General features: G+C 56.0%; 20 protein-coding genes. 14 read left to right on the forward strand and 6 right to left on the reverse strand.

Annotation, left to right across the window (positions count from 1 at the left end; genetic code table 11):
• Positions 1-2 precede the first annotated feature (2 nt).
• Genes FD38_RS07460 through FD38_RS07470 form a run of 3 tightly spaced genes read left to right on the forward strand, consistent with a single transcriptional unit; the run spans position 3 to position 3,104 of the window.
• The gene (locus FD38_RS07460; RefSeq protein ID WP_057732856.1) at positions 3-1,031 is read left to right on the forward strand and encodes an ABC transporter permease; all 1,029 of its coding nucleotides are present in this window, start codon (positions 3-5) and stop codon (positions 1,029-1,031) included.
• Between the two features lie 13 nt (positions 1,032-1,044).
• Complete coding sequence (locus FD38_RS07465) at positions 1,045-2,145, forward strand: ABC transporter ATP-binding protein (protein WP_057732903.1); 1,101 nt, start codon at positions 1,045-1,047, stop codon at positions 2,143-2,145.
• The gene (locus FD38_RS07470; protein WP_083485307.1) at positions 2,145-3,104 is read left to right on the forward strand and encodes an ABC transporter ATP-binding protein; all 960 of its coding nucleotides are present in this window, start codon (positions 2,145-2,147) and stop codon (positions 3,102-3,104) included. Before FD38_RS07465 ends, FD38_RS07470 begins: the two co-directional genes overlap by 1 nt.
• A 144-nt stretch (positions 3,105-3,248) precedes the next feature.
• Here FD38_RS07470 and FD38_RS07475 read toward each other — a convergent pair whose 3' ends face one another.
• The 3 genes from FD38_RS07475 to FD38_RS07485 all read right to left on the reverse strand — a co-directional run bounded on the left by FD38_RS07475 (position 3,249) and on the right by FD38_RS07485 (position 5,241).
• Entirely contained in the window at positions 3,249-3,758 is a 510-nt protein-coding gene (locus FD38_RS07475) for a DUF2798 domain-containing protein (RefSeq protein ID WP_057732860.1), read from the reverse strand.
• 72 nt (positions 3,759-3,830) lie between these two features.
• On the reverse strand, positions 3,831-4,262 hold the full coding sequence (locus FD38_RS07480) for a nuclear transport factor 2 family protein (protein ID WP_057732862.1): 432 nt from the start codon (positions 4,260-4,262) through the stop codon (positions 3,831-3,833).
• A 94-nt stretch (positions 4,263-4,356) separates the two neighbouring features.
• On the reverse strand, positions 4,357-5,241 hold the full coding sequence (locus FD38_RS07485) for a LysR family transcriptional regulator (protein WP_057732864.1): 885 nt from the start codon (positions 5,239-5,241) through the stop codon (positions 4,357-4,359).
• Between the two features lie 131 nt (positions 5,242-5,372).
• On the opposite strand from FD38_RS07485, the gene FD38_RS07490 reads away from it, so the two are divergent.
• From FD38_RS07490 to FD38_RS07515, 6 genes are all read left to right on the forward strand, one after another.
• Positions 5,373-6,998, forward strand: coding sequence for a malolactic enzyme (locus FD38_RS07490; RefSeq protein ID WP_057732866.1), 1,626 nt, complete (start codon positions 5,373-5,375; stop codon positions 6,996-6,998).
• Between the two features lie 340 nt (positions 6,999-7,338).
• On the forward strand, positions 7,339-8,682 hold the full coding sequence (locus FD38_RS07495; RefSeq protein ID WP_057732869.1) for an aldehyde dehydrogenase family protein: 1,344 nt from the start codon (positions 7,339-7,341) through the stop codon (positions 8,680-8,682).
• Between the two features lie 12 nt (positions 8,683-8,694).
• On the forward strand, positions 8,695-10,116 hold the full coding sequence (locus tag FD38_RS07500; RefSeq protein WP_057732871.1) for a glycoside-pentoside-hexuronide (GPH):cation symporter: 1,422 nt from the start codon (positions 8,695-8,697) through the stop codon (positions 10,114-10,116).
• Positions 10,117-10,161: 45 nt separating this feature from the next.
• Positions 10,162-10,830, forward strand: a complete 669-nt coding sequence (locus tag FD38_RS07505) for a transaldolase family protein (protein ID WP_057732873.1) — start codon at positions 10,162-10,164, stop codon at positions 10,828-10,830.
• A gap of 3 nt (positions 10,831-10,833) precedes the next feature.
• A complete protein-coding gene (locus FD38_RS07510) occupies positions 10,834-12,171 on the forward strand; it encodes a hypothetical protein (RefSeq protein WP_057732875.1) in 1,338 nt (445 codons plus the stop codon).
• A 1-nt stretch (position 12,172) separates the two neighbouring features.
• On the forward strand, positions 12,173-14,230 hold the full coding sequence (locus FD38_RS07515; RefSeq protein WP_057732877.1) for an alpha-glucosidase: 2,058 nt from the start codon (positions 12,173-12,175) through the stop codon (positions 14,228-14,230).
• A gap of 99 nt (positions 14,231-14,329) precedes the next feature.
• Here the strand turns inward: FD38_RS07515 and FD38_RS07520 are convergent, their stop codons facing one another.
• Both FD38_RS07520 and FD38_RS07525 read right to left on the reverse strand, forming a co-directional pair.
• On the reverse strand, positions 14,330-14,995 hold the full coding sequence (locus tag FD38_RS07520) for a histidine phosphatase family protein (RefSeq protein WP_057732880.1): 666 nt from the start codon (positions 14,993-14,995) through the stop codon (positions 14,330-14,332).
• Between the two features lie 48 nt (positions 14,996-15,043).
• Entirely contained in the window at positions 15,044-16,900 is a 1,857-nt protein-coding gene (locus FD38_RS07525; protein WP_057732882.1) for a cation:proton antiporter family protein, read from the reverse strand.
• Positions 16,901-17,070: 170 nt separating this feature from the next.
• On the opposite strand from FD38_RS07525, the gene helD reads away from it, so the two are divergent.
• The 4 genes from helD (at position 17,071) to guaA (ending at position 22,688) form a co-directional block, all read left to right on the forward strand.
• A complete protein-coding gene (gene helD / locus FD38_RS07530; protein ID WP_057732884.1) occupies positions 17,071-19,383 on the forward strand; it encodes an RNA polymerase recycling motor HelD in 2,313 nt (770 codons plus the stop codon).
• Between the two features lie 150 nt (positions 19,384-19,533).
• Positions 19,534-20,457, forward strand: a complete 924-nt coding sequence (gene coaA / locus FD38_RS07535; RefSeq protein WP_057732886.1) for a type I pantothenate kinase — start codon at positions 19,534-19,536, stop codon at positions 20,455-20,457.
• Positions 20,458-20,469: 12 nt separating this feature from the next.
• Positions 20,470-21,063, forward strand: coding sequence for a hypothetical protein (locus tag FD38_RS07540; protein ID WP_057732888.1), 594 nt, complete (start codon positions 20,470-20,472; stop codon positions 21,061-21,063).
• 68 nt (positions 21,064-21,131) lie between these two features.
• Positions 21,132-22,688: a glutamine-hydrolyzing GMP synthase gene (gene guaA / locus FD38_RS07545; RefSeq protein WP_057732890.1), complete on the forward strand. Its 1,557-nt coding sequence runs from the start codon at positions 21,132-21,134 to the stop codon at positions 22,686-22,688.
• Between the two features lie 66 nt (positions 22,689-22,754).
• Here guaA and FD38_RS07550 read toward each other — a convergent pair whose 3' ends face one another.
• Positions 22,755-23,288, reverse strand: a complete 534-nt coding sequence (locus FD38_RS07550) for a DUF805 domain-containing protein (protein WP_057732892.1) — start codon at positions 23,286-23,288, stop codon at positions 22,755-22,757.
• Positions 23,289-23,499: 211 nt separating this feature from the next.
• On the opposite strand from FD38_RS07550, the gene FD38_RS07555 reads away from it, so the two are divergent.
• Positions 23,500-24,069 (forward strand): matrixin family metalloprotease, encoded by a 570-nt coding sequence (locus FD38_RS07555; RefSeq protein ID WP_057732893.1) that lies wholly within the window; start codon positions 23,500-23,502, stop codon positions 24,067-24,069.
• The last annotated feature ends 64 nt before the right edge of the window (positions 24,070-24,133 follow it).

The following is a 24,133-nucleotide window of genomic DNA, read 5'->3' on the forward strand; positions in this document are numbered from 1 at the left end:
AAATGGCAGATACAGTAAAACTCCCAGAAGATAGCTTTAAGCCGATGACGCCGGCCGAACGGCAAGCGCTCGACAGTGAAAAAATTGCTGCCCCATCGCTGACGTTCCGCCAAGATGCTTGGCGTCGACTGAAGAAAAACAAGGGGGCCTGGGTGTCCCTCATCGTTTTAGGAATCATCTTTATCATGGCTTTCGGGTCATTGGTCGTGTCACCGCATAACCCCAACGCCGTCAACCCGTCGTATGCCAACTTACCGTCCAAGATTCCGGGCGTGGGCATTAACGGTTTCAACGGGACGCTGGTTCAAGCGGGCCAACGGGTCGACGCCTACAAGCAAGCGGGCGCCAGTGCCGGGACCTACTACATCATGGGGACCGACTACTTGGGCCGGGACCTGTTCTCCCGGGTTCTTTACGGGACACGGATCTCTTTGATCATTGCGTTAGTTGCCACGTTATTTGATTTGACCATCGGGGTAACTTACGGGATGATTTCCGGCTGGAAGGGTGGTCGAGTCGACACCATCATGCAGCGGATCATCGAAATTATTTTGTCCATTCCTAACCTGGTCGTCATCGTCCTGTTGATTTTGATCTTAAAACCCGGGATGACCTCGATCATTATCGCCATCGCGCTGACGTCGTGGGTCAACATGGCCCGGCTGGTCCGAGCGCAGACGTTAGAGTTAAAGGAGCAGGAATTCATCCTAGCGGCCAGAACCTTGGGGGAAAGTTCGATGAAGATTTCCTTCAAGCACTTGTTGCCGAACCTATCGAGTGTGATCATCATTAACACGATGTTCACCATTCCGAACGCCATCTTCTTCGAAGCCACCTTGTCCTACATCGGGATCGGGATTTCGTCACCTCAGGCTTCGCTAGGGACGTTGTTGAACGATGGGCAAAAGAACTTCCAGTTCTTGCCGTATCAGATGTGGTGGCCCGCGTTGATTCTCTCCATTATCATGTTAGCCTTTAACCTCTTGGGTGATGGGCTGCGGGACGCCTTTGATCCACGGACGAAAGAGTAGGTGAATGCACGTCATGGATAACGAAAAAGATATTTTGGAAGTCCGGAACTTACAGGTTGACTTTAAGACCTACGCCGGGGACGTTAAAGCGATTCGGAACGTTAGCTTTGACCTGCGGAAGGGTGAAACGTTAGCCATCGTGGGGGAATCTGGTTCTGGGAAGTCCGTTACCACGCGGACCATTATGGGGTTAAACGCCTCGAATGCCCGGATTACCAGTGGGTCCATCATGTACAAGGGCCAGGACTTATTAAAGAAATCGGAAAAAGAAATGCAAGCCATTCGGGGCCAAGACATTGCCGAAATTTTCCAAGATCCGATGACTTCGTTGGATCCCACCATGCGGATTGGCCGGCAAATCGCCGAACCGCTGATGATCCACAAGGGCATGAAGAAGGAAAAGGCCTTAAAGCAGGCCCTCGAAATGATGAAGTTGGTCGGCATTACCGATGCCGAAAACCGGATGAACGACTATCCGCACCAATTTTCAGGGGGGATGCGCCAACGGATCGTGATTGCGATTGCTTTGGTCAACTACCCAGAAGTGCTGATCGCCGATGAACCAACCACCGCGTTGGACGTGACGATTCAGGCACAAATTCTGAACCTGATGAAGGAATTGCAAGACAAGATTTCGACGTCGATCATCTTTATCACGCATGACTTGGGTGTCGTGGCCGGTATGGCCGACCGGGTCGCCGTCATGTACGCCGGGAAGATCGTCGAATACGGGACCGTGGACGAAATCTTCTACAACCCGAAGCACCCGTACACTTGGGGCCTGTTAAGTTCAATGCCAACGCTGGATACCAAGGGTGACGAATTGCCATCCATTCCCGGGACGCCACCGGACCTGCTGGATCCGCCAACCGGTGATGCCTTTGCGGCCCGGAACCAGTACGCCTTAAAGATCGATACGGAAAAGGAGCCGCCGTTCTTCAAGGTTTCCGATACGCACTACGCGGCGACCTGGTTACTCCATCCGGATGCCCCGAAGGTCACGCCACCGGCGCAAATCGTGGCGCGGCAAAAGCAATACGCCAAGATGCAAAAAGACTTATTGGCGCAACAACAACATCACGGACCCGTTGAAGAAGAGGAGGAACAGCAATAATGGACTACGAAAATGCCGAAAAAATCCTCGAGGTCAAGCACCTCAAGCAATACTTCAACGTGGGTAAAGCCGATGAAGTTCGCGCGGTCGATGACATTTCCTTTGACATCTACAAGGGGGAAACCTTTGGGTTAGTCGGGGAATCCGGTTCGGGGAAAACCACGACCGGCCGGGCCATCATTCACTTGTACGAACCTACGTCCGGCGAAATCTTGTTTGACGGCAAGAACGTCGACAACTTTACCAGTAAGGAAGATCGTCATAAGTTCCATCAAGACATGCAAATGATTTTCCAAGACCCTTACGCGTCACTCAATCCGCGGATGAAGGTCAAGGATATCGTGGCGGAAGGTATCGACATCAACCATTTGGCGAAAGACGATGCCGACCGGACTAACCAGGTGGAAACGTTGCTGGAAACCGTGGGTCTGAACAAGGACCACTCCAGTCGTTACCCGCACGAATTCTCCGGGGGGCAACGGCAACGGATCGGGATCGCCCGGGCGTTAGCCGTCCACCCCAAGTTCGTGATCGCCGATGAACCAATCTCCGCGTTGGACGTGTCGATTCAGGCCCAAGTGGTCAACTTGATGAAGAAGTTGCAACGGGAGCAGGATTTAACTTACCTGTTCATCGCGCACGATTTGTCGATGGTCAAGTACATTTCCGACCGCATCGGGGTCATGCACTACGGGCGGATGTTGGAAATTGCCGACGCCGACGAAATCTACGCACACCCGCTCCACGACTACACCAAGAGCCTTCTGTCGGCCGTGCCCGTACCGGATCCCGAATTCGAACGGACGCGTCAAGAGATTCACTACGACGCCAAGAACGAAAACGACGGCAAGGAACGGCACTTGGTCGAAATCGCTCCCCATCACTATGTGCGGGCGGCGGATGATGAAATCGAGATGTACAAGCAACGGGCGCACGAAGCCTCGTTGATTAAAGATTAGTCTCCTGTGAGGGACGCAAAAGGGCTTGCCAAGCGGCAAGCCCTTTTTGTACGGTTAAATTTTGAGGAGGTCCCGGGCGTGGGTCCCGGACCAACGAAAAACGCCACCCCTACACTGATTGGTAGCGGTGACGTTTAGTTTAAGTTAATCTTCTAAGGTTTTGGTCACGGCTTTAGTCGCCGTTTTGGCTGCGGACCGGCGCTGAACGGCGCCCAGAATAGCCCGAGCGATGGGCCCGACAATCAAGAGTTGCAGTGGCAGGGCCATGAACAGGTTAAAGATCCAGGTGTGCAAGTAGGTCAGCACGGGGTTGGCCCCGAAGTTTTGGGTCACGACCATCCCGAACAGTGACATCAAAGTCACCATCCCGGCCACCATCAGACACGAGATGGTCAGGGCGATGCGGATTTGTTTTTGTTTCATGTAGTCGTTAATGATGAAGTGGAAAAAGAGGTATTTGACACCGGGGCCGATAATCCCCAGGTCACAGATGGCGGCGACCAGTAACGCTAACGGGTAGCCGACCAGGACCTCTCTGAGATAATGGGCCGTGAAGCCATCGGTTAAGGCAATGTTGTAACCCGCCATGACCAGGACCATCAGGCCGGCCATCACAGCGGTAAATAGTAATTCTTCTTTGAAATTTTTAGGCATAGGTTGCTCCTTGGTTGAATTTCCCACGAGCAACTACCTTACCATACCTGTCAAAATTTCGTAAGTCTTTTTTTAGGCTAGGGGATGCACGTCTTCAATCAGAAGGTGGACTTGACGTTCTTGAATCGCCCAATTGTGGTCGATGAAGGCGTACTGGTCGTCGTAACGCACGCTGTAGTCGGTCAAGACTTGGTCCTTGACCACCTTGACTTGCGCGTACAGGACCCCGCTGGCCGTATTCTTGTCGGCGTCTAAGGTGATCAGGTGCGGGCCGTTTAAGGTAAAGACCGTGTCCACGGCTTGAGCCTGTTGGGTGAATAAGGTTTTGAGTGCGGGCCGGCCGGTGGCTTCGGCAACCACGGTATCCTGCCGGGTGACCCGATAAGTTCCGTTGGCGGCCAGTAAGTCGAGTTGCTGATCGATTTTACGTTCATCGCCCAACACGGCCCACTGGTTGACTAACCGGTCCAAGATGAGATTACTTTCTGCTTCACCATACGTCATAAGTTAAAACGCTCCTTTTTGGTCTTTAGGTTCTATTAAACCACCAACTTTGGGTGCTGTCAGCAGGCGTCCCCCGATTAGGGTCGGATTCGGGTCAACGGCCTAGCGTCTGGGTCAACACGGCCAGCACCTGTTGTTGGGCGGGCGTCAGCACGTGGGTGGTCCGGTAGACGATACTGGCGATAAATTCGGGTTGCTCGTCGTCCGTTAAGGTCAAGCGCACCATGTCGTTGCGGTGTTGATCGGCGATACTGGTCAGAAAGGTGATGCCCACGTTGGCGGCCACCAGGTTCATGATGACGTGGGTGTCGTTGGCTCGGTAGACCACGTCGGGCCGAAAGTGGTTGCGACGGGTCAGTTGGTTAAAGGCGGCGTTGTGCACGAAGTCGTCCGTAAAGAGGATGAAGTGTTCGTGGCGCAGGTCGCTAAAGGCAATGTGGTGGCGGTTAGCCAGGGGATGCTGGCGGGAGACGAAGATGGTGAAGGGCTGGCGGTCGAATTCCTGGGCCAGGAGCTGCTGGTAAGACAACTGCGCCGTGGACCCCAGTAACGCGATGTCGGCCTCACCGTTGCGCAGGGCCTGCCGCAGGGTCACCGAACCACCCTCGATGGTACGAATGTTCTCTAGCTGCTGGTGGGCCTGCAACTGAGCGGCGATTTGCGGAAAATAGTGCGTCTCGATGATGGGAGGCAGGGCCAAGACGGTCTGCTGCTGGGTCAGGCGGGTAATCTCCTGACGGGCCACCGTCAGTTCGTTGAGAATCGCTTCGGCGTGCGTCAACAGTTGCTGGCCGGTGGCGGTGACGGTCAGCTGGTTGTGGACCCGGTCGCGTTGAATCAGCTTAGTGCCGTAATCGGCCTCCAGCCGCTTCAGGGCCATGGTGATGGTCGGTTGGGTCACATGAAAATAATCGGCGACTTTGGAAAAACTTTTTTGGCGAATTAATTGATAAAAATAAGCTAGGTCTCTAGTGTTCATTTTAAATCCCTCTAATTCAGCGTTAGTAGCTCTATTATAAAATATATTTATGTAACGGTCGAGAATTGACTATAAGATTTCTCGGCGACTATAGTAGGGCTTGTGAAATCGAACGAACGGAGGACTTACAAATGCCACAAGCAGATGAAATCTTAAATAATCCATTTTTAAATAAAGGAACGGCGTTCACTCAGGCTGAACGCCAGACTCTCGGCTTGGTCGGAACGTTACCGAGTCAGGTCCAGACCATTGACGAACAAGCGCAACAGGCCTACCTGCAGTTTCAGAACCGGCCAACCAATTTGGCCAAGCGGCTGTACCTGATGGACCTCTTCAACGAGAACCGGACCCTGTTCTTCCACTTGATGGGCGAACACGTGGCGGAGTTCATGCCCATCGTGTACGATCCTACGGTATCCGACTCGATCGAATCCTACAGCCACCTGTTCAAGGACCCGCAGGACGCCGCGTTTATCTCGGTCGATGCGCCCGATGATATCGAAGCCACGTTACGCAACGCCGCGAACGGTCGGGATATTCGGCTGATCGTGGTGACCGACGCCGAGGGAATCCTGGGGATCGGCGACTGGGGCGTCGATGGGGTCGACATTGCTGTGGGCAAACTAATGGTCTACACGGCCGCAGCGGGCATCAACCCAGCACAGGTCTTGGCCGTCAGCATTGACGCCGGGACCAACAACCAAAAACTGTTAAACGACCCGCTTTACCTGGGCAACCGCCACGCGCGGGTGACCGGAGACGCTTACTACGCGGTCATCGATCGGTTCGTTCAGGCCGAACAAAAGCTCTTTCCCGACGCGCTCCTTCACTGGGAGGACTTCGGCCGGGATCACGCCAAGGTCATCTTGGATAAGTACAAGGATCGCTTGGCGACCTTTAACGACGATATTCAGGGGACCGGAATGGTGGTCTTAGCCGGGGTCTTAGGCGCCATGAACATCGCTCACGAAAATATCCAAGACCAGAAGTTCATGGTCTTTGGTGCCGGGACCGCCGGCATGGGCATCGCTAGTCAGATTCTAGACGAGTTGACCCGGACCGGGTTGTCCGTAGCGGCCGCCAAGCAACGCATCTACGCCGTGGATAAGCAGGGACTGTTGTTCAACGACACGCCGGACCTGACCGCCGCGCAACGCGAGTTTACCCGTGACCGGTCGGAATTTCGCCAGGCGGACGCCTTGACGACGCTGACCGCGGCGGTCAAGGCCGTTCACCCGACCGTGCTGATTGGGACCTCCACCCAACCAGGGGCCTTCACCGAAGAAATCGTGAAGGACATGGCGGCCCACACGTCACGGCCCGTGATTTTTCCGCTGTCCAACCCGACCAAGTTAGCGGAGGCGAAGGCCGCGGACCTGATCGCGTGGACGAGCGGCCGCGCCTTAGTGGCGACCGGGATTCCGACGCCGGACGTGACGTATCGGGGCGTGACCTACCAGATTGGACAGGGCAATAACGCTTTGATGTACCCGGGGTTAGGCTTCGGGTTGATGGCAGCGACGGCCAAGGTTTTGAACGGCGAGACCTTGTCGGCGGCGTGCCACGCCTTAGGGGGCCTCGTGGACACCACCCAACCGGGCGCCGCGGTCTTACCCCCGGTCAGCCAGATTACGGCGTTTTCCCAAACCATCGCCGAGGTCGTGGCTCAAAGCGTCCTCGACCAGCAGTTGAACCGCGAACCCATTACCGATGCTAAGCAAGCGGTCGCGGCCATGAAATGGGTCCCGGAATACTAGGCTCAGTGGTCGGCAATTGTAACACGTTTCACACCAGAGAATAGAAGAGAAGCAACGTCCGGTAGCGGACACACCTCAGTGATGAAAGTGTGACCGCGACAAGAAGATTTTCTTGTTTTTACCGCGAGGTTGGTTAGTAACGGTCGTTTCCTGCGGGAGACGGCCGTTTTTGCGTGGTCGGCGCGTGAAACTGATTTTAGGCTAGCGTTAAGCATGGTGAAGGGTTCATAAAGTTTCAGGTGTTTCTTAATATTGTTTTGACCTTATCTTCACGACTTTCACAAATTCCACTCGCATACTGGATTCTAATTTAGCAACCCAGCAGAAAGGCGATGGTGAGATGTTACAAGATTCTGAAACGGTGACCACCCAGGTGACGGACGAGCAACTGGACGCGGCGCTGGCGGCGGGGGCGACCTACTTTGCGACCCAACCGACCACCCAATACGACCGGTGTGAACACCTCTTGGCGTTGGCCCAACTCTTCGACGATCAGGCCGCCGAACTGGCGACCCAGGCGGCCCACGACATGCACAAGTTATTTGCGGAGGGGCAACAGGAGGCCCACGCCGCCGCGGCCATTCTGCGGTACTACGCCAACCACGGGCCAGCCTTTTTGACCCCCAAACCCTACGTTTACGGGCCACACGATGCGCCCGCCCAATTAGAGTACGCCCCGTTAGGCATCGTGCTGGCGGTGGAACCCTGGAACTTCCCGTACACTCAGGTCATCCGGGTGCTGGCCCCCAACTACCTCGCGGGGAACCCGGTCCTCTTGAAACCGGCGCGTCAGGTCGCGGGCTGTGCCGCGGCGTTAGAGGACTTGGCTCAAGCGGCGGGGATTCCCGCGGGGGCCTTTGTCAGCCTGCCGTTGACCCACGACCAGGTCGCCCAAGCGATTGCCGACGACCGGGTCCAGGGTGTGGCCGTCACGGGGTCACCCGCGGTCGGTCGGCACTTGGCGAGTCTGGCCGGCCAGGCCTTGAAGAAGTGCACCCTGGAATTAGGGGGGAGCGACGCCTGTGTGATTCTAGACGACGCCGACTTGGCCACGGCGATTCCGGCCATGGCGACCTCACGCTTACGTAACGCCGGGCAGACCTGTACCTCGGCCAAACGCTTCATCGTTCACCGCGACGTGGCCGACCAGGTGATTGGGGGATTGAAGACGATCTTCGAAGCCCAATTGATTGGCGACCCCTTAGATCCGGCGACCACCCTGGCACCTTTGGCGTCCGTTGCGGGCCAAACGCACCTGAGTGAACAGGTAAACCGCGCATTAGAGCACGGGGCCACGGCCCTGATCCCCGGCGGCGCGGTGCCGGGGGGGACTGGTTTTCGCCCAACGCTATTGACGGATTTAGCGCCGACTAACCCCGCCACCCAAGAAGAATTTTTCGGGCCCGTCGCGCAACTGTACGTGGTGGATTCCGACGACCAAGCCGTGACGGTCGCTAATCAAACACCGTTTGGCTTGGCCGGAAGTATCTTTTCCGGTGACCACCAGCGCGCCCAACGCCTCGCGAGTCGACTGGCGACCGGCCAGGTCTTTATTAACCAGGGGTCTAGTGGCATTCCCGAGTTACCGTTTGGTGGGATCAAGCAGTCCGGTTACGGGCGCGAGATGAGCGACCTGGGCATCCTGGAATTTATGAACGCGAAGATTGTGGTCTTGCCCGCCTAAGGAGGTGCTGCGATGGAAACCGAATCACTAACCAAGCCGCGACCGACCGCCACCAACTTTCCCCGGACCACCACGCTACGCAACAAGTTGGGGTATGCGTTAGGCGACGTCGGCAATAACTTTTTGTTCGATATGGGCCAACTGTACTTATTGAAATACTACACGGACGTTTTGCAGTTACCGTCCGCATTAGCCGGAACGGTCTTTCTGGTCGCCAAGATCTGGGACGCCTTCATGGACATGGGGGTCGGGACCTGGATCGATAACCGGCAGAACATTGGTCCACGGGGGAAATACCGGCCGTTTCTATTATGGGCGGCGATTCCGTTGGCCTTATTGTTAATTGCGAATTTTTCCATTCCCAATTTTTCGGTGACCGGCAAAATGTTGTGGGCCTACCTAGCCTACATGGTCTTTGGGACCTGTTATAGCATCTCCAACGTGCCGTTCGGGTCGATGATCCCGACCATGACGAGAAACAGTCAGGAACGAGCGGAGTTGGCGTCGTTTCGGCAGGCCGGGTCCAACTTAGGGCTGATGCTGGCGACCATCGGGTTTATGCCGATTGTGAACCTGCTCCCCACGGATAAAAGCGGCTACCTGGTCGCCGTGGTGGGGTTTGCCGTGATTGGGGTCTTGTGTCAGTGGGGGGCCTACGCCAACATTCGTGAGGTCTACACCCAGCCGGCCAAGCCCAAGGCCACCAAGGCCGACATTCAAAAGAGTTTCCGGGCGCTACTGAAGAACCGGCCGCTGGTCACGCTGTGCTTGGTGAACCTCTTTACCTTCTCGGCGTTTAACCTCAAATTGACGGTCCAGGTCTACTATTGCCAATACATCCTCAAGGACACCACCGCTGAATCCTGGTTGGGCGTCTTTAGTATCGGGATGGTCTTCGTGGCCGTGGCGCTGGTGCCGTTATTGACCAAGATTTTCGATAAGAAGACCGTCTACGTGCTGGGGTGCCTGATCTGGGCCGTGGCCGACATCTTAGGCTTCTTCTTTGCCAACAGTACGGTGATGTTGGTGATCCTGACCAGCATCGCGTACCTGGGGGATGGCTTTACCAGCGCGCTGAACTGGGCGTTGGTCTCCGATTGTGTGGAATATGGCGAGTGGCAAAGCGGGATTCGTTCGGAAGGCATGGTCTATTCGGCGTTTACCTACTTCCGGAAGTTGTCTCAGGCCATTGCGGGCTTCGTACCCGGCCTGGTATTGACCTGGGTCGGCTACGTGCCGAACCAAACGCAAACGGCCACGGCGCTACTCGGGATTCGTGGGTTGATGTTCTTCTATTCGGCGGGGATGGCGATTTTGACCATCGTGGTCATGCACTACCTCTACCCGCTGACCGAAGCCCGCTACCGGCAGGTCTTAACGGACCTGATTCACCGCCGTCAAGCGGCTCCAACCCCGGTCCCGGTCAATCATTAACGGAAAAATTATGCCCGAAAGTCATCGGAAAGGAAGCGGCTTTAAATGAAATACTTTTTAGACAGTGCCAAGTTGGACGAAATCGAGTTAGCCTACCGCGACTACGGTATCGACGGGGTGACCACCAACCCCAAACACATCAAAAATAGTGGCGAATCCTTCGAGACCGTGGTTCAGCAACTGGCCGAGTTTGCGGCCGATAAACCCGACTTTCCCATCTCCGTGGAGGTCAACCCCCACCTGACGACCAGTGACGAGATGGTCACCATGGCCCACCAGCTGCACGCCCAATCCGACAATTTTGTGATCAAGATTCCCTGCACGCCGGCCGGCTTAGTGGCCGCGCGGCAACTGGAGGAGCAGGGCGTTCGCACCAACGTGACGCTGGTCTTCTCTGCGGCGCAGGCGCTGTGGCCGGCGCACTTCCACGCCAAATACGTCTCGCCGTTCGTGAACTGGCAGGAAATCACCGGCCAAGACGGGCTACAAACGGTCCAAGAGATTGCTAAAATCTATCAGAACTACGGGAGCGAGACCGAGATCATCGTGGCGGCGGTGCAGTCTGGCCGGCAACTGGTCAACGCGGCGTTGACCGGGGCCGACATCGTCACCGCCGGGCTGGGCGTCTACCAGACCAGTTTTACCCACCCGTATACGGACGTCGGTCTGCAGCGGTTCCAAGCCGCCTGGGACCAGACCGCCAAGGAGGTGTAGCCGATGACCATCGTTTATCTTCCCGTCGTGCGCCGTAAATTTGACGCCGAACTGGCACAACAACGCTTTACGGCGACCCAAGCGGCACTCCAGCTAGCGGTTCCCAATCTGGTCAGCCCGGCGGCCCCATTAGGGGAACCCGCCGAATTACTAGCGTTTATCGAAACGCTCGACCAGGAACCCACGGCACTGATTGTGCAACAGTTGACCTTTACCGGCCAGGAGTTTATCGACGAACTCATCAGCCGTTATGCGGTGCCCGTTTTATTGTTGGCCGAAGAGGAACCTAGCGTTCATGGTTGGTTGCACCTTAACGCGCTGACCGGGCTGTTGAGCACGGCCAACGCCTTACACACCCACGGGTTACCCTACCAGCAGTACCTGGGTGGGGTGGACACCCCGCAAGGTGCTCAGGTGGTGCGGCAATTCGTCAGCTCGGTGCAGGCCTATCAGGCGGTTCACCACCTCACGTTGGGGGTCGTGAGCGATCATCCGACCGGTTTTGATTTCTCCGGGACCGTACCGTGGGCCTTGACCCAGACGTTTGGCGTGCAATTGAAGCACTATTCGATCGACCAGGCCTTCGCGGCGGCCGAGCAGTTGGCGCCGGCGGACTACGCTCCACAACTCGAGTATGCCCGCCAGCACCTGCACGGTTTGGAGGCCGAAGACCCGCGCGCCATCAAGATGGCCCAGTACCTGACCGTCATGCACCAAAAAATTGACCAGGACCACCTGGGGGCTTTGGCCTCGCGGTGTTGGCCGGACTTCTTCGATAAATTCGATAGTGCCCCCGGAGGTGTCTTCTCGCAACTGACGGCGCAACTCACGCCGGTGGCCGAGGAAGGCGATATTCACGGGGCCGTATCGATGGCGGTGCTCCAGGCGTTGACCGGCAATACCGCGCCGGCCTTTCTGGGCGATGTCACCCGCTTAGATCCGACGGACAATACGGTGACCCTGTGGCACGACTACGGGGCCTATCAGCTGTGTAACCCCGATTATCCGGCCACCGCGGGCGTCCATCCCAACCGTCACGTGGGCGTCAGTGTCGACGGGGCGTTGAAACCCGGGCCGGTCACACTTCTGCGGGTACACTGGGACCAGCAGGGTTACCGACTCCTAAGTCTCACGGGCCGAGCGTTGGCCGTTGAGCCCCAATTCAACGGGGTCTCGGGCAAAGTGCAGGTCACTTTACCGGTCACGCAACTGTTAGACCGGTTAGCCCAGAGCGGGGCCGAATCCCACTTTGCGTTGATTTATGGGGATTACGCGCCGGCCATCACCTGGTTAGGGCGGTGGCTAGGCGTTCCCGTCACGACTTTAGATCAGGAGGGATAGGATGCAAATCACGTTAGATCACGATCGGTTGACCCTACAAGACTTGGACGTGGAAGATGATTGGCAACTCAATTGGATGGAACAGTCTCCCGCAATCTTGCACAGCACGGTCACCCAACCCGCCATCGCGGTGGGGGAGGGCCGTAGTCACGTCACCATGGACCGCGGGAACTTTCAGCTGACCGACACACCCCAGTCCAAGATTGGCCTACCCTGGGTCCGGCGCTTGACCCAGGCCAGCAACACCGTGCAGTTTGAACTGGCGCCCACGCCGAGTAGTCCGAGTTATTTACGGCTCAACCTACACTACCGGGATGCGGGCTGGCACCTGGACTTTACCCCGTTAGCCGGCCAACTGAATCGATTTTGGTGCCGCTTGTTAGCACAGCCCACGGATCGATTTTACGGGGGTGGGGAACAGTTTAGCGCCTTTGACTTGGCGGGGCGGCAATTTCCGATTTGGACTTCCGAACCGGGGGTGGGGCGCAATAAGCAAACGGCGGTGACCCAGGCCGCCGACCGGGCCAACGGTGGGGGTGGCGATTACTACACCACCAACTATCCACAGGCGACCTACCTAACCAGTCGACACCAGCTCGTGCATTTGGCCACCACGGCTTACGCGGTGTTGGATTTTCGTGATCAACGGTTCACCGAATTGTCCGCCTGGGCGATCCCGGCCGGACTGTGGTTGGGAACGGCACCGACTTTGGCCGACACCGTCAAACTGACCAAGGCCTGGTTTGGCACGCAACCGAGTTTACCGGATTGGCTGGTGGACGGCGTGGTCTTAGGGTTACAGGGTGGAACCACTAAAGTCACTCAGCAGGTGACCCAGGCCCAACAAGCCGGAGTCCGTCTCGCGGGGGTGTGGACCCAGGACTGGGTCGGCCCGTTGACCACCAGTTTTGGGCAACGACTCCACTGGGACTGGCACCTCGATTCGCAAATCTATCCGGGCTGGTCCGCGCAGGTCAAGCGGTGGCGCCAACGGGGGATTCACTATCTGGGATACGTCAATCCGTATCTGATTGACGACGGGCCACTGTTTCAAACGGCCGCCGAGCAGCAGTATTTAGTCCGTACGGCCGCGGACCAGCCCTACCTGGTCGACTTTGGCGAATTTAATTGCGGGATGGTCGACCTCCTGAATCCGGCGGCCTACCGCTGGTACGTCGGCGTACTGGCCGACCGGTTGGTGGCCGGTGGCATGAGCGGGTGGATGGCCGATTTCGGGGAATACTTACCCGCCGACGCCCACCTCTTCGGTAAGGCCGATCCGCTGACGGCCCATAACCGCTGGCCGGTCCTCTGGGCCAAGCTGAATCACGATGTGTTGCAGGCGACCGGGACCACCGGCGAAGTCGTCCCGTTCTTTCGGTCTGGTGGGGCGGGCACCCAGCGCTACGCCCCGTTACTGTGGGCGGGTGATCAGAGCAGTGATTGGAGCGTTGACGACGGGTTACCCGCGGCCCTAACGGGGATGCTGACGGCGGGGCTGACCGGGAATGGCTTGACCCATAGCGACATTGGCGGGTACACCAGCTTGTACGGCGTGCACCGTAGCAAGGAACTCTGGTTACGGTGGTTGGAATTAGCGGCCTTTACACCGGTGATGCGCACCCACGAGGGCAACCGGCCGGCCGAGAATTTTCAGCCCGGTCAGGACACCGCCACGTTGCGCCAATTAGCGCGCATGACGCGACTCCATCACCGCTTAGGGCCCTACCTCCGCCGGGTCATGCAGGAGAATACGGTGACGGGGCTCCCCGTGATGCGTCCGGTGATGCTGAGCGACGAGAACGATCCCGAGCTGTGGCAGGAACACACTAGTTTTACCCTGGGGCCCGACCTGTTGGTGGCCCCGGTCTTGACGCCGAAAACGCTCAGTCGGACCGTCCGGTTGCCGGCGGGCAAGTGGGTGCATCTCTGGAGTGGCCGCCAGTACACCGGCCACCAAACCTTGACGGTGGTCGCTCCGGTAGGCCAGCCGCCGGTCTTTTACCGGGCGGGGTGTGCGGACCGACGGCTATTTCAAGACTTGCTGGCTTTCGCCTAGGTTGCCCGTGATCAGTCGGTCTTAGACAATTTGAGAAAGTTACTAAAATAGCGACGCCTCGCGATTTGCGAGACGCCGCTATTTGTGAACCGGTCAGGTTTAGTTGAGCTTGCCGGTAGTATTGTTGTAGTAATCGACCCGGTAACGACCGTCCGTCACGGTCAGCTTGGTGATGCTGCCGTTTTCAACGGGAACGGAGATGTCGATTTTTTTATTGAACTTGGAGACGATGCTCCGAATGGTGGTGCTGTGCGAGGCAATCAAGACCTTGTCGCCATCGCTAGCGGCCGCCATTACCCGGTCTAGGGCTGGTTGTACCCGGGCCCAGAATTCTTCGTTGTTCTCGGCGTCGTGGTAGGGGTCTTGGGCCTTGAACATGTCCTTAGTTTTTTCGATGGTCAGTTCGCGGATCATCGCGTTAAAGGAGTTCAGGCCGACCGGTGAGCCCACGGCGTGCCAGGTGAAGCCGGAGTCCAGGCCTTCGTAGTAACCGAAGTTTTCTTCGCGGAACCCGACCTCGGTCTGCAGCGCAGCGGGGGTCAACGTCTGGTTGGCGGCCAAGATGTGCTTCGCCGTGGTTTGGGCCCGGTTAGTGTCGCTGGCGTACGCGGCGGCAAAGGGAATCTTAGCCAATCGCGCCCCGGCATTGTCCGCGTCGGCGATCCCCTTGTCGGTCAGTGGTGAATCGGACCACCCTTGGATCCGGAAATACTTGTTCAGGTAGGTTTGGCCGTGACGGACCAAATAAAGTTCAACTGTCGCCATCAAATCTCTCCTTCTCTATCAAACGATACGTCCCATTCTAACATAGTCCTAGTTCAAAATTCCTAACTCCCGTCTGATTTCCCGGGCAGTTTCGGGACTACTGGTAAAAATGAGTCGGTCGTTAAACTTTAAGGTGGTGGCGCCAGTCGGGCGGATAAAGTGGCGGTCCCGGAAGATTTGACTGATGGTGATGTTACCAATAAACGGCAACTGTCGAATCGCCTGGTCGGTGTAACGCCGGTTGCGCAGGGTGACTTCGTAGACCGTGGTGGCCGAGGACGTCAGTAGTTGCGAGGTGGCCGGCGTTTCAATCAGGCTCCGTAGCATGGCGATGTTGACGTTGGGGGTGTCGAAGACCTCGATACCCAGCTCGTTGAGTTCGTCTTCGCGGGCGTCCAGAACGTTGCGGTCCTCGAACCGCGCAATCACCCGGGAGACCCCGTAAGCCTTGGCTGCCTTGGCGAGCTGGTAGTTCTTGGTCGCGTTGAAGTGGCCCAGGACCACGATGTCGGCGTCAAAGGCGTCCTGCTGCTCCACGTCGGCGGGTTCCAAGGTGTCGAGCAATTCGACGGGCGCTTCGGAATTGTAGGTGCGGTAGTTGGCGGCCTTGTCGGTGTACATGGTGATGGTGTACCAGCCCTTGGCTAGTTGCTGGGCGACCGGGACGGTCCAGAGATTGGTGCCGATAAAGTGGACGGTGGTCTGCTTGAGGTCTTCGGCTTCGGCCGCGTAGCTCAGGTTAAAGACCAGGGGGCCCAGGACACAGGTCAAAATAGCGGCCAGCAGGAAGGCGCCGGATTGCTGAGAGGTGACGGCGTGCATGGTCTTAGCGACCTGTAAGACGGCCAGCACCATGGTGATGGTGACGCTGGAAATGGCGGTCCCGGCCAGCGCGTTTTTGCGGTGGAACCGTAAGCGTAAAATGGCGTAAACGGCGACTTTAGCCAGCAAATAAGCCACGAAGAAGGCCGGAATGAGCAGTAACGTGGCCGGTTGGGCCAGCAGCTGCCGCAGGTTGAGGTCGGCCCCACTCATCATGAAGAAGATGGGGATGAAAAAGCCATAACCGATCCCGTCGAGGCGCACCTTGGTGTCCTCGTGGGGTTGCAGGAGTTTCATCACGATCCCGGCGACGAAGGCCCCCAGAATGCCCTCGGCCCCCACGGATTCGGCGATGACCACCAGGCTAAAGATCAGGAAGAAGGCCAGGCGAATATCCAATTGCGTGGTCGATTTGTTGATGCGTTCGTAGAAGTTAAAGAACGGTTTGAACCGCAAGAAAAGGATGCCGGCGGCCAGGAAAATCAAGAGCAGCAACCATAACGACTGGCTATTGCTCCCGAAGATGGATGCGTAGAGGGTCAGGGCGAACAACGGCACGATTTCCCCCAGAGCGGCGATCAAGAGAATCGTTTGGCCGAACGGTTTACTCAGGAGTTCTTTTTCCTTGAGCGTGGCGATCACGATGCCCAGCGAAATGGTCATAAAGATGATGGCCGCGAGCCAGGCATCCTTGAACAGGCCTAACCAGACGCAGGCCCAGCCCAAGAGGAGGGCCAAGACGACGATGCTGGCGTAGCTGGTCACGGCCAGAAAGACCGGTGAGTATTTCGGCGCCTGGCTCGCCACCTTGGCCGCAAGGGGGGTCTGCGGGACCCGCCGGCGGTTGAAGAGGCTAAAGTCGATTTCCATCCCACTTAAAAACAGCAAAAAGATGACCCCGGTATTAGAGAGTAAGGTCAGCGTGGTGTTGCTGTGCACCAGGTTGAAGGCGCTGGGGCCCAGCAGAATCCCCACCAGGATTTCCACCACGGCGGTTGGTAAGATACTTAGCCGTAACCAAGCCATGGTTAAGGGCGTCACTAGCGCCGCTGTTAAAATGATTAATAGTGATAATTGATCCATCAAAGCCACCCCCGAAATGTTAGGTCCATTATAGCAAAAAAATCGATAAAATCTGTGTGGGGGCTTGCGGGCAGAATCCTTTATTTGTCGCGGAAATAAGTGTAATATGGTTAGGCGAATTATGACAAATTGACGGTTACTGTGTCCAGGTTTAGCGAGGAGGAATTCTATTGGCAGACTCAATTAAAGCCCAAGAGCAAAAACATTTGGATATGGTCGTTGCCAAGATCAAGGTCGCCCAAGCGGCGGCGAAGAAACGAATCGACGTGGCCGAGAGTGATGAAGCGGGGATTCGGAAGAACTTTGTCAACGATCTACGGCTCAAGACGGACAGCTACGAAGGCATCATGGAAACGGCGCTGTCTGTGCGCCAACAGCAACAGATGCTGGCCGAACGCCAGAATAGCTGGCAACACGCCACCACGGAATTAAGTACGTTAAAACGATTAGAAAAACGGGCTTACTTCGCCCGCATTGATTTTCAGGAAAGTCCCACGGCCAAGCCGGAGACCATTTATATCGGTCTGGGCTCGTTTTCCGACACGCCCGACCATTTCTTGATCTATGACTGGCGGGCCCCCATCTCCAGTATCTACTACGACGGGGAATTAGGCGCGGTCAGCTACCAGACGCCGGATGGTCAGCAGACCGTCGACGTGCAATTAAAGCGGCAGTTTCAAATCGAAGACGGCAGTATCATCACCCTCTACGATACCGACCAGACCGTGACCGACCAGATGCTCTTGTCGGCGTTGAGTGAACACTCCGACACCCACATGAAGAGTATCGTGACCACGATTCAAAAGGAACAAAACCAGATCATCCGCGACACCAAGTCCGACCTCCTCTTCGTGCAGGGGGCGGCGGGGTCCGGCAAGACGGCGGCGATTCTACAACGGGTGGCCTTCCTGCTGTACCGTTACCGCGGTAAGTTGAACGCCGGGCAAGTCATCTTGTTTTCGCCCAACCAACTCTTTAACGACTACATCGACCAGGTGCTGCCAGAATTAGGGGAACACAACATGGTCCAGATGACGTATTACCAGTACGCGGGACGCCGGTTACCGAAGATTAAGATTGAAACGCTGGCCCAGCGCTTCGCCGAGACCAACACGCCGGTCCAAAAACGGATCAACGCCTTAAAGGGGAGCTTAGCCTTCTTCAACGCGGTGACCGGGTACGCCGACCACCTGGAACAACGCGACATGGTCTTTCGTAACATCGTGTTCCAGGGGAAGGTCTTCATCCCGAAGGAAAAGATCCAAGAAATCTACTACAGCTTTAACCGCAACTACCACCTCGGCAACCGGCTGCAGGCGACCAAGGAGGCCCTGATTCGCATCCTGAACCGCCGCATTTCCAGTGAAATGAAGAGTAAGTGGGTCGAAGAGACCATTCAGGACCTGAGCAAAGAACAGTTGGACACCCTCTACGGCGATCATCCCCGTGAGTTCGATTCCGCCGACAAGGAATTTCAATTCTTGGCGCGGCGGGTGGTCATGAGCTCACTGGAACCCGTTCGTAAGGCCATCGTCCGGGCCCGGTTCTTAAGCATCAACAACCAGTACGTCCACATGTTGCGGCAGATGCCGGAGCGCCTAGACCTGGCCCATTACCAGCTGACCTTAGCGGATTGGCAGGCGAGTGTGGATGCCACGGTGGCGGCCTTACGGGACCATCAGATGCAGTTGCTCGATACCACGCCGTACCTGTACCTGTACGATAAGATGGCCGGCAAGGCGGGCGAACGCGACATGCGCTACGTTTTCTTGGACGAAATCCAAGACTACAACGCCTTTCAGTTGGCCTTCTTGAAGGCGACCTTCCCGCGGGCGCGCTTCACCATGCTGGGGGACCTGAACCAGGCCATCTTTACCAAGGAAAACAGCCATACGTTGCTTCACGAACTCAGCACCATGTTTGACCCGGACAAGACCCGGGTGGTCCAGCTCACGCGGTCGTACCGCTCGACGCAACAGGTGACCGACTTTACCAAACACATCTTGAAGAACGGTGAAGCGGTGACCTCGTTTGCCCGGGAAGGCGAACTCCCGACGATTACCGTGGCGCCCGACGAGACGGCGGCGTTGGCCCGGGTCAAGGCGGAACTGCAACGGAACGCGGCCGACCACGAGACCACGGCCATCATCGGCAAGGACCTGGCGGATTGCCGGCACCTGACCGACGTCTTGAAGGCCGACGGGGTGGCGGTCACGCTGATCCAGTCGGAAAATCAACGGTTGGCCCCGGGGGTCATCGTGGTGCCGTCCTTCCTAGCTAAGGGACTGGAATTCGACGCCGTGATCGTCTGGGAAGCCTCGCAGAGCCGTTACAGTGCCGACGACGAACGGCAGTTGCTCTACACGATTTGCTCCCGAGCAATGCACCGGTTGAGCCTGGTGGCCATCGACCAATTGTCGCCACTGCTCAGTGCGGTCCCGGCCAACGAATTTGAGTTGGTTCAGGCCGAACAAACCGAATAACCACACCAATGAAAAGGGTTTAGGAGATTTTCTCCTGAGCCCTTTTTTTCGGTCAGAATGCGGTATAATGGGGGGTAAATTTGCCCAAAGCCGGGACCGGGAATTTCTCCGCTGGTGGGGCAAGTGAACTTAACTTTGCGAGGTGTCTTCATGAGTGATCCCATTAACTACAACGCGTTTTCCAGAGACCAGTGGAAGGCGTTCGCTAACGCCGCTACGTTACCGTTGACGCAGGAGAGTCTGCGCCAGATCAAGGCGTTTAACGACCGTATCTCTTTGCAGGACGTGCAGGATATTTACATTCCGTTGATTCACCTGTTACGGCTGCAGTACGAACACTACCAGCTTTTACAAAAGGATAAGGCGACCTTCCTACACCAGCACCCCCGCCGGGTCCCGTTCATCATCGGCATCGCCGGAAGTGTGGCGGTCGGCAAGAGTACTGCCGCGCGGTTATTAGAGGTCCTGTTGAACCACTACTTAAAGGACCAACGGATTCAGCTGATCACCACCGACGGCTTTTTGTACAGTAATCAGGAACTCAAGCAACGCAACTTGATGGCGCGAAAGGGGTTCCCGGAAAGCTACGACATGTCCGCTTTGATCCACTTCTTAAACGCGGTCAAGGGGGGCCAGTCGTTGATCAAGGCGCCGGTATATTCACACAAGGTCTACGACATCGTGCCCGACCAGTTCGAATACATCGTGCACCCCGACATCCTGATCGTCGAGGGCATCAACACGCTCCAACTGCCGACCAACGAACAAATCTACGTCAGCGATTTCACGGACTTCTCCATTTACGTTGACGCCGATCCATCGTTGATCGAGACCTGGTTTTTAGAACGGTTCGAGTTGTTATTGGAGACGGCCTTTCAAGACCCGACCAACTACTATTACCCCTACGCGATTGGCGACCACGACCAGGCGATTGCGAAGAGCCGCCAGGTCTGGCACGACATCGATTTAAAGAACTTAGAGGAGTATATCTTACCCACCCGCAACCGGGCGGATATGATCATTCATAAGACCTTCCATCACCGCATCGACCGGTTGCTATTGCGGAAATACTAGGGGGATGACACGATGTTACGAGACGCCACGGTGGTGGATGCCGACGCAGTAGCCATGTTGGTACTGCACGAACTGGAACGCCGGCAGTTACGCCAATTGCGCCGGGTCAGTAAGGAACAACTCTCACAGTTGTTGTTCGTGGGCTACCACCAACCGGACTTTCGCTACGGCTTCCCGCAGGCGCGGGTGTACCAGAACCAGGGCGTCGCGGTGGGGGTCGCGTACGGTTATCCGGCGGCGCGCGAAACGCAACTGGATAACCAGTGGACTGCGTTGTTTGAACGCCTGCAGGTCACGGCACCACAAGTCCCGGTGATTCGGCCGCACGCGCTGGCCGACGAGTGGTACCTGGATCTGCTAACGGTCAATCCGCGCTATGCCCACAAGACCTACCAGCAACGGTGGTTCGATGAATGGCTGATGGGGGACGTCCTGCACCGGGCCCGGATGAGTGGGGCGCGGTACGTGGGACTCGACGTGCGCCCGGGCAGCCCGTTAGCCACCCTAGCGGCGCAATTTGGTTTCGTGGGCACCCAGTGGCGGTCGTTTGACCGGCGCGCGTTGCTGCATCTGCGGTACAAGCTCACGGCGGAAATTAAGAATTGACCCGTGTTTGAAAAGCCGGTATGATAAGGGCAGTGTTTTTTTAGCATACAGAAGAAAGGGTGAATGGCTTGGCAAACGTTGATCTGTCTAAATTCGACAAAATCATCGTCTTAGACTTCGGGAGTCAGTACAATCAACTGATTACCCGCCGGATCCGGGACTTAGGCGTTTACTCCGAGCTCAAAGCGCACACTATGAGTGCCGCGGAGATCAAAGCTTGGGGACCTAAGGGGATCATCTTTTCCGGAGGACCAAATAGTGTCTACGATGACGACGCTTTAGAGGTCGATCCAGAAATCTTTAACCTGGGGATTCCGATTTTAGGAATCTGCTACGGGATGCAGCTGATGGCCCACAACTTACCAGGAGGCAAGGTCGAATCCGCCGATAACCGTGAATACGGTCGCGCAGACATCCAAGTGTTGTCTGACGAGGCTCGGTTATTCAAGGATACGCCCAAGACCCAAACGGTTTGGATGAGCCACGGGGACTTAGTCACTCAGGTGCCGGACGGGTTCGACCGCGTGGCCACGAGTGAAAACTGCCCGATTTCGGCCATGCAAAACGTGGACCGTCAATTCTACGGGATTCAGTTCCACGCGGAAGTGCGTAACACGGAATATGGGAACCAGATTCTGAAGCACTTTGCGTTCGATGTTTGTGGCGCGCAAGCTAACTGGTCGATGAACGACTTCATCGACTTACAGATCGAACAGATCCGTAAGACCGTCGGCAACAAGCGCGTCCTGCTGGGCTTATCCGGCGGGGTGGACTCTTCCGTGGTCGGCGTGCTGCTGCACAAGGCCATTGGCAACCAACTGACTAGTATCTTCGTCGACCACGGCTTGCTCCGTAAAGGGGAAGCCAAACAGGTGATGGACAGTCTGGAAGGTAAATTTGGGTTGAACATCGTCAAGGTGGACGCCCAAGACCGCTTCTTGAAGAAGTTGGCTGGCGTGACGGAACCGGAAAAGAAACGGAAGATCATCGGTAACGAGTTCATTCAGGTCTTTAACGACGAAGCACAAAAGCTCGACGGCATCGACTTTCTGGCCCAAGGCACGTTGTATACCGACGTGATCGAAAGTGGGACGGATACGGCGCAGACCATTAAGTCCCACCATAACGTGGGCGGGTTGCCGGAAGACATGCACTTCCAGCTGATCGAACCACTGCGGTCGCTGTTCAAGGATGAAGCCCGTGATTTGGGTGAGAAGTTGGGGATGCCGAGCGACTTAGTCTGGCGGCAACCGTTCCCTGGCCCTGGTTTGGGGATTCGGGTATTGGGTGAAATCACCCCCGAAAAGCTCCAAATCGTGCGGGACAGTGATTTAATCTTACGCGAAGAAATTAAAAAGGCCGGCTTGGACCGCGATATTTGGCAATACTTTACCGTGCTGCCCAACATCAAGTCCGTCGGTGTGATGGGTGACGGCCGGACCTACGACTATGCTGTCGGTATCCGGGCCGTAACGTCGATCGATGGGATGACGGCGGACTTTGCGCACATTCCGTGGGACGTCTTGCAAGAGATTTCCGTACGGATCGTTAACGAAGTCAAGCACGTGAACCGTATCCTGTACGATGTCACGAGTAAGCCGCCTTCGACGATTGAGTGGGAATAAGCTTCCTGCTCGGTAAATCTAAAGGAGTCACGTTGAGTTAATCAGCGTGGCTCCTTTTTTATGGTGCTAGGCAACGTAGCGGTTACCAAATTGCTTTGATGGCTGAATACAGAAGAACAGGAGAACCAGGGTGCCTACCAGAGGAATCAGGTGGAGAACCAGATGAGTGCCACTTAGCCCGATATCGTGGAGTCGGCGGGCCTCAGCCGTTAGGCCAGCGATGAGGAAGAAGGCGAGATAAATGACGAGGATGATCAGTACCCAGCCGACGTAACTATCACCGCTTTCTAGTTCCAGTTTTTCGTTAAGGCCGAAAAGTAGGGCGAAGACAATGCCGCTCAGCGAATGAATAGTTAGCACGTAAAGTTTTGACCACCAAAAGTCAGCGCGTCCCAGTCGTTTGTTGAGCTTAAAGCTGTCTCGGAAGTAAAGTAATCCGGAGTCTAGCAACTCCGGATGAGCCGTTTCGTTGTATGGGACATCAGTAGGTGGCAGAGTAGCGGCGTCTAAGGATTGACCGGCACTACAAAATGAGCAAAAGCGGGCCATTTTGGGGACCGGATGACCACAGCGATGACAAAATTTAGTAGAGGTTTCCAAAGTGAGTTCACTCCTTTTAGTGATGTTGATGGGACAAGGTAACTATCCGCGAACTTGGGCCAAAAATTCTAGGAAATGGAAAAAAGAAATATTAAGAATATTATAAAACGTTATTGGTGTTTACCATATTTTATAGACAATGTATTGGTGATAACTTATTATATGCATAATTAAAATAACGCATAGCCAACCAAGAAAGGTGGATTCCGCCATGTTAACCCAACGTTTGCGTCCCCTCATGCAACTGATCAGTCTCTTAACAGCAACCTTGTTACTGTTATGGACGTTTCCCCTCACGGTAACGGCCGCTGCTGTGATTCCGACGCCGCACTGGGGGAGTTGGGAAACCAAGACGATCACCTATCATTATGCCGGATCGTCGGCGTACTACCGCAAGGTTTGGCAAAACGCGGCGCGACAATGGAATCAGACGGGAACGGTCCGCCTTAAGTCGGTGAAGACGGCGCAAAGGGCGCACGTCGTCGTTCGGGTGAATACGAAAAAGACGGGCTACACCGGACTGACGCATTCGCGGTACCACGCCCAACGACCGGTCCATAAGATTGTGGGGGCCAAGGCCAGCCTGAATCACAAGATTTTGGCGAAACATCGCTATACACAAAAGCAACGAGCAAACGTGGCGGCGCACGAGTTTGGCCACGTTCTAGGATTGGGACACTCTAAGTGCAAAAAGAGTGTGATGCACGCAACGAACCGGTATGCCGTGGTCAACCGCCAAGATCGGTTAGCCATTAAACGGGCGTATCGCAAACGACGATAATCAAACAGACGAGTTTGGGACATAACTCGAATTCTATAAGAAAACAGGAAGGAAATTCTCGATT

This window comes from Levilactobacillus zymae DSM 19395, assembly GCF_001434115.1.
In the GTDB taxonomy this organism is placed as follows: domain Bacteria; phylum Bacillota; class Bacilli; order Lactobacillales; family Lactobacillaceae; genus Levilactobacillus; species Levilactobacillus zymae.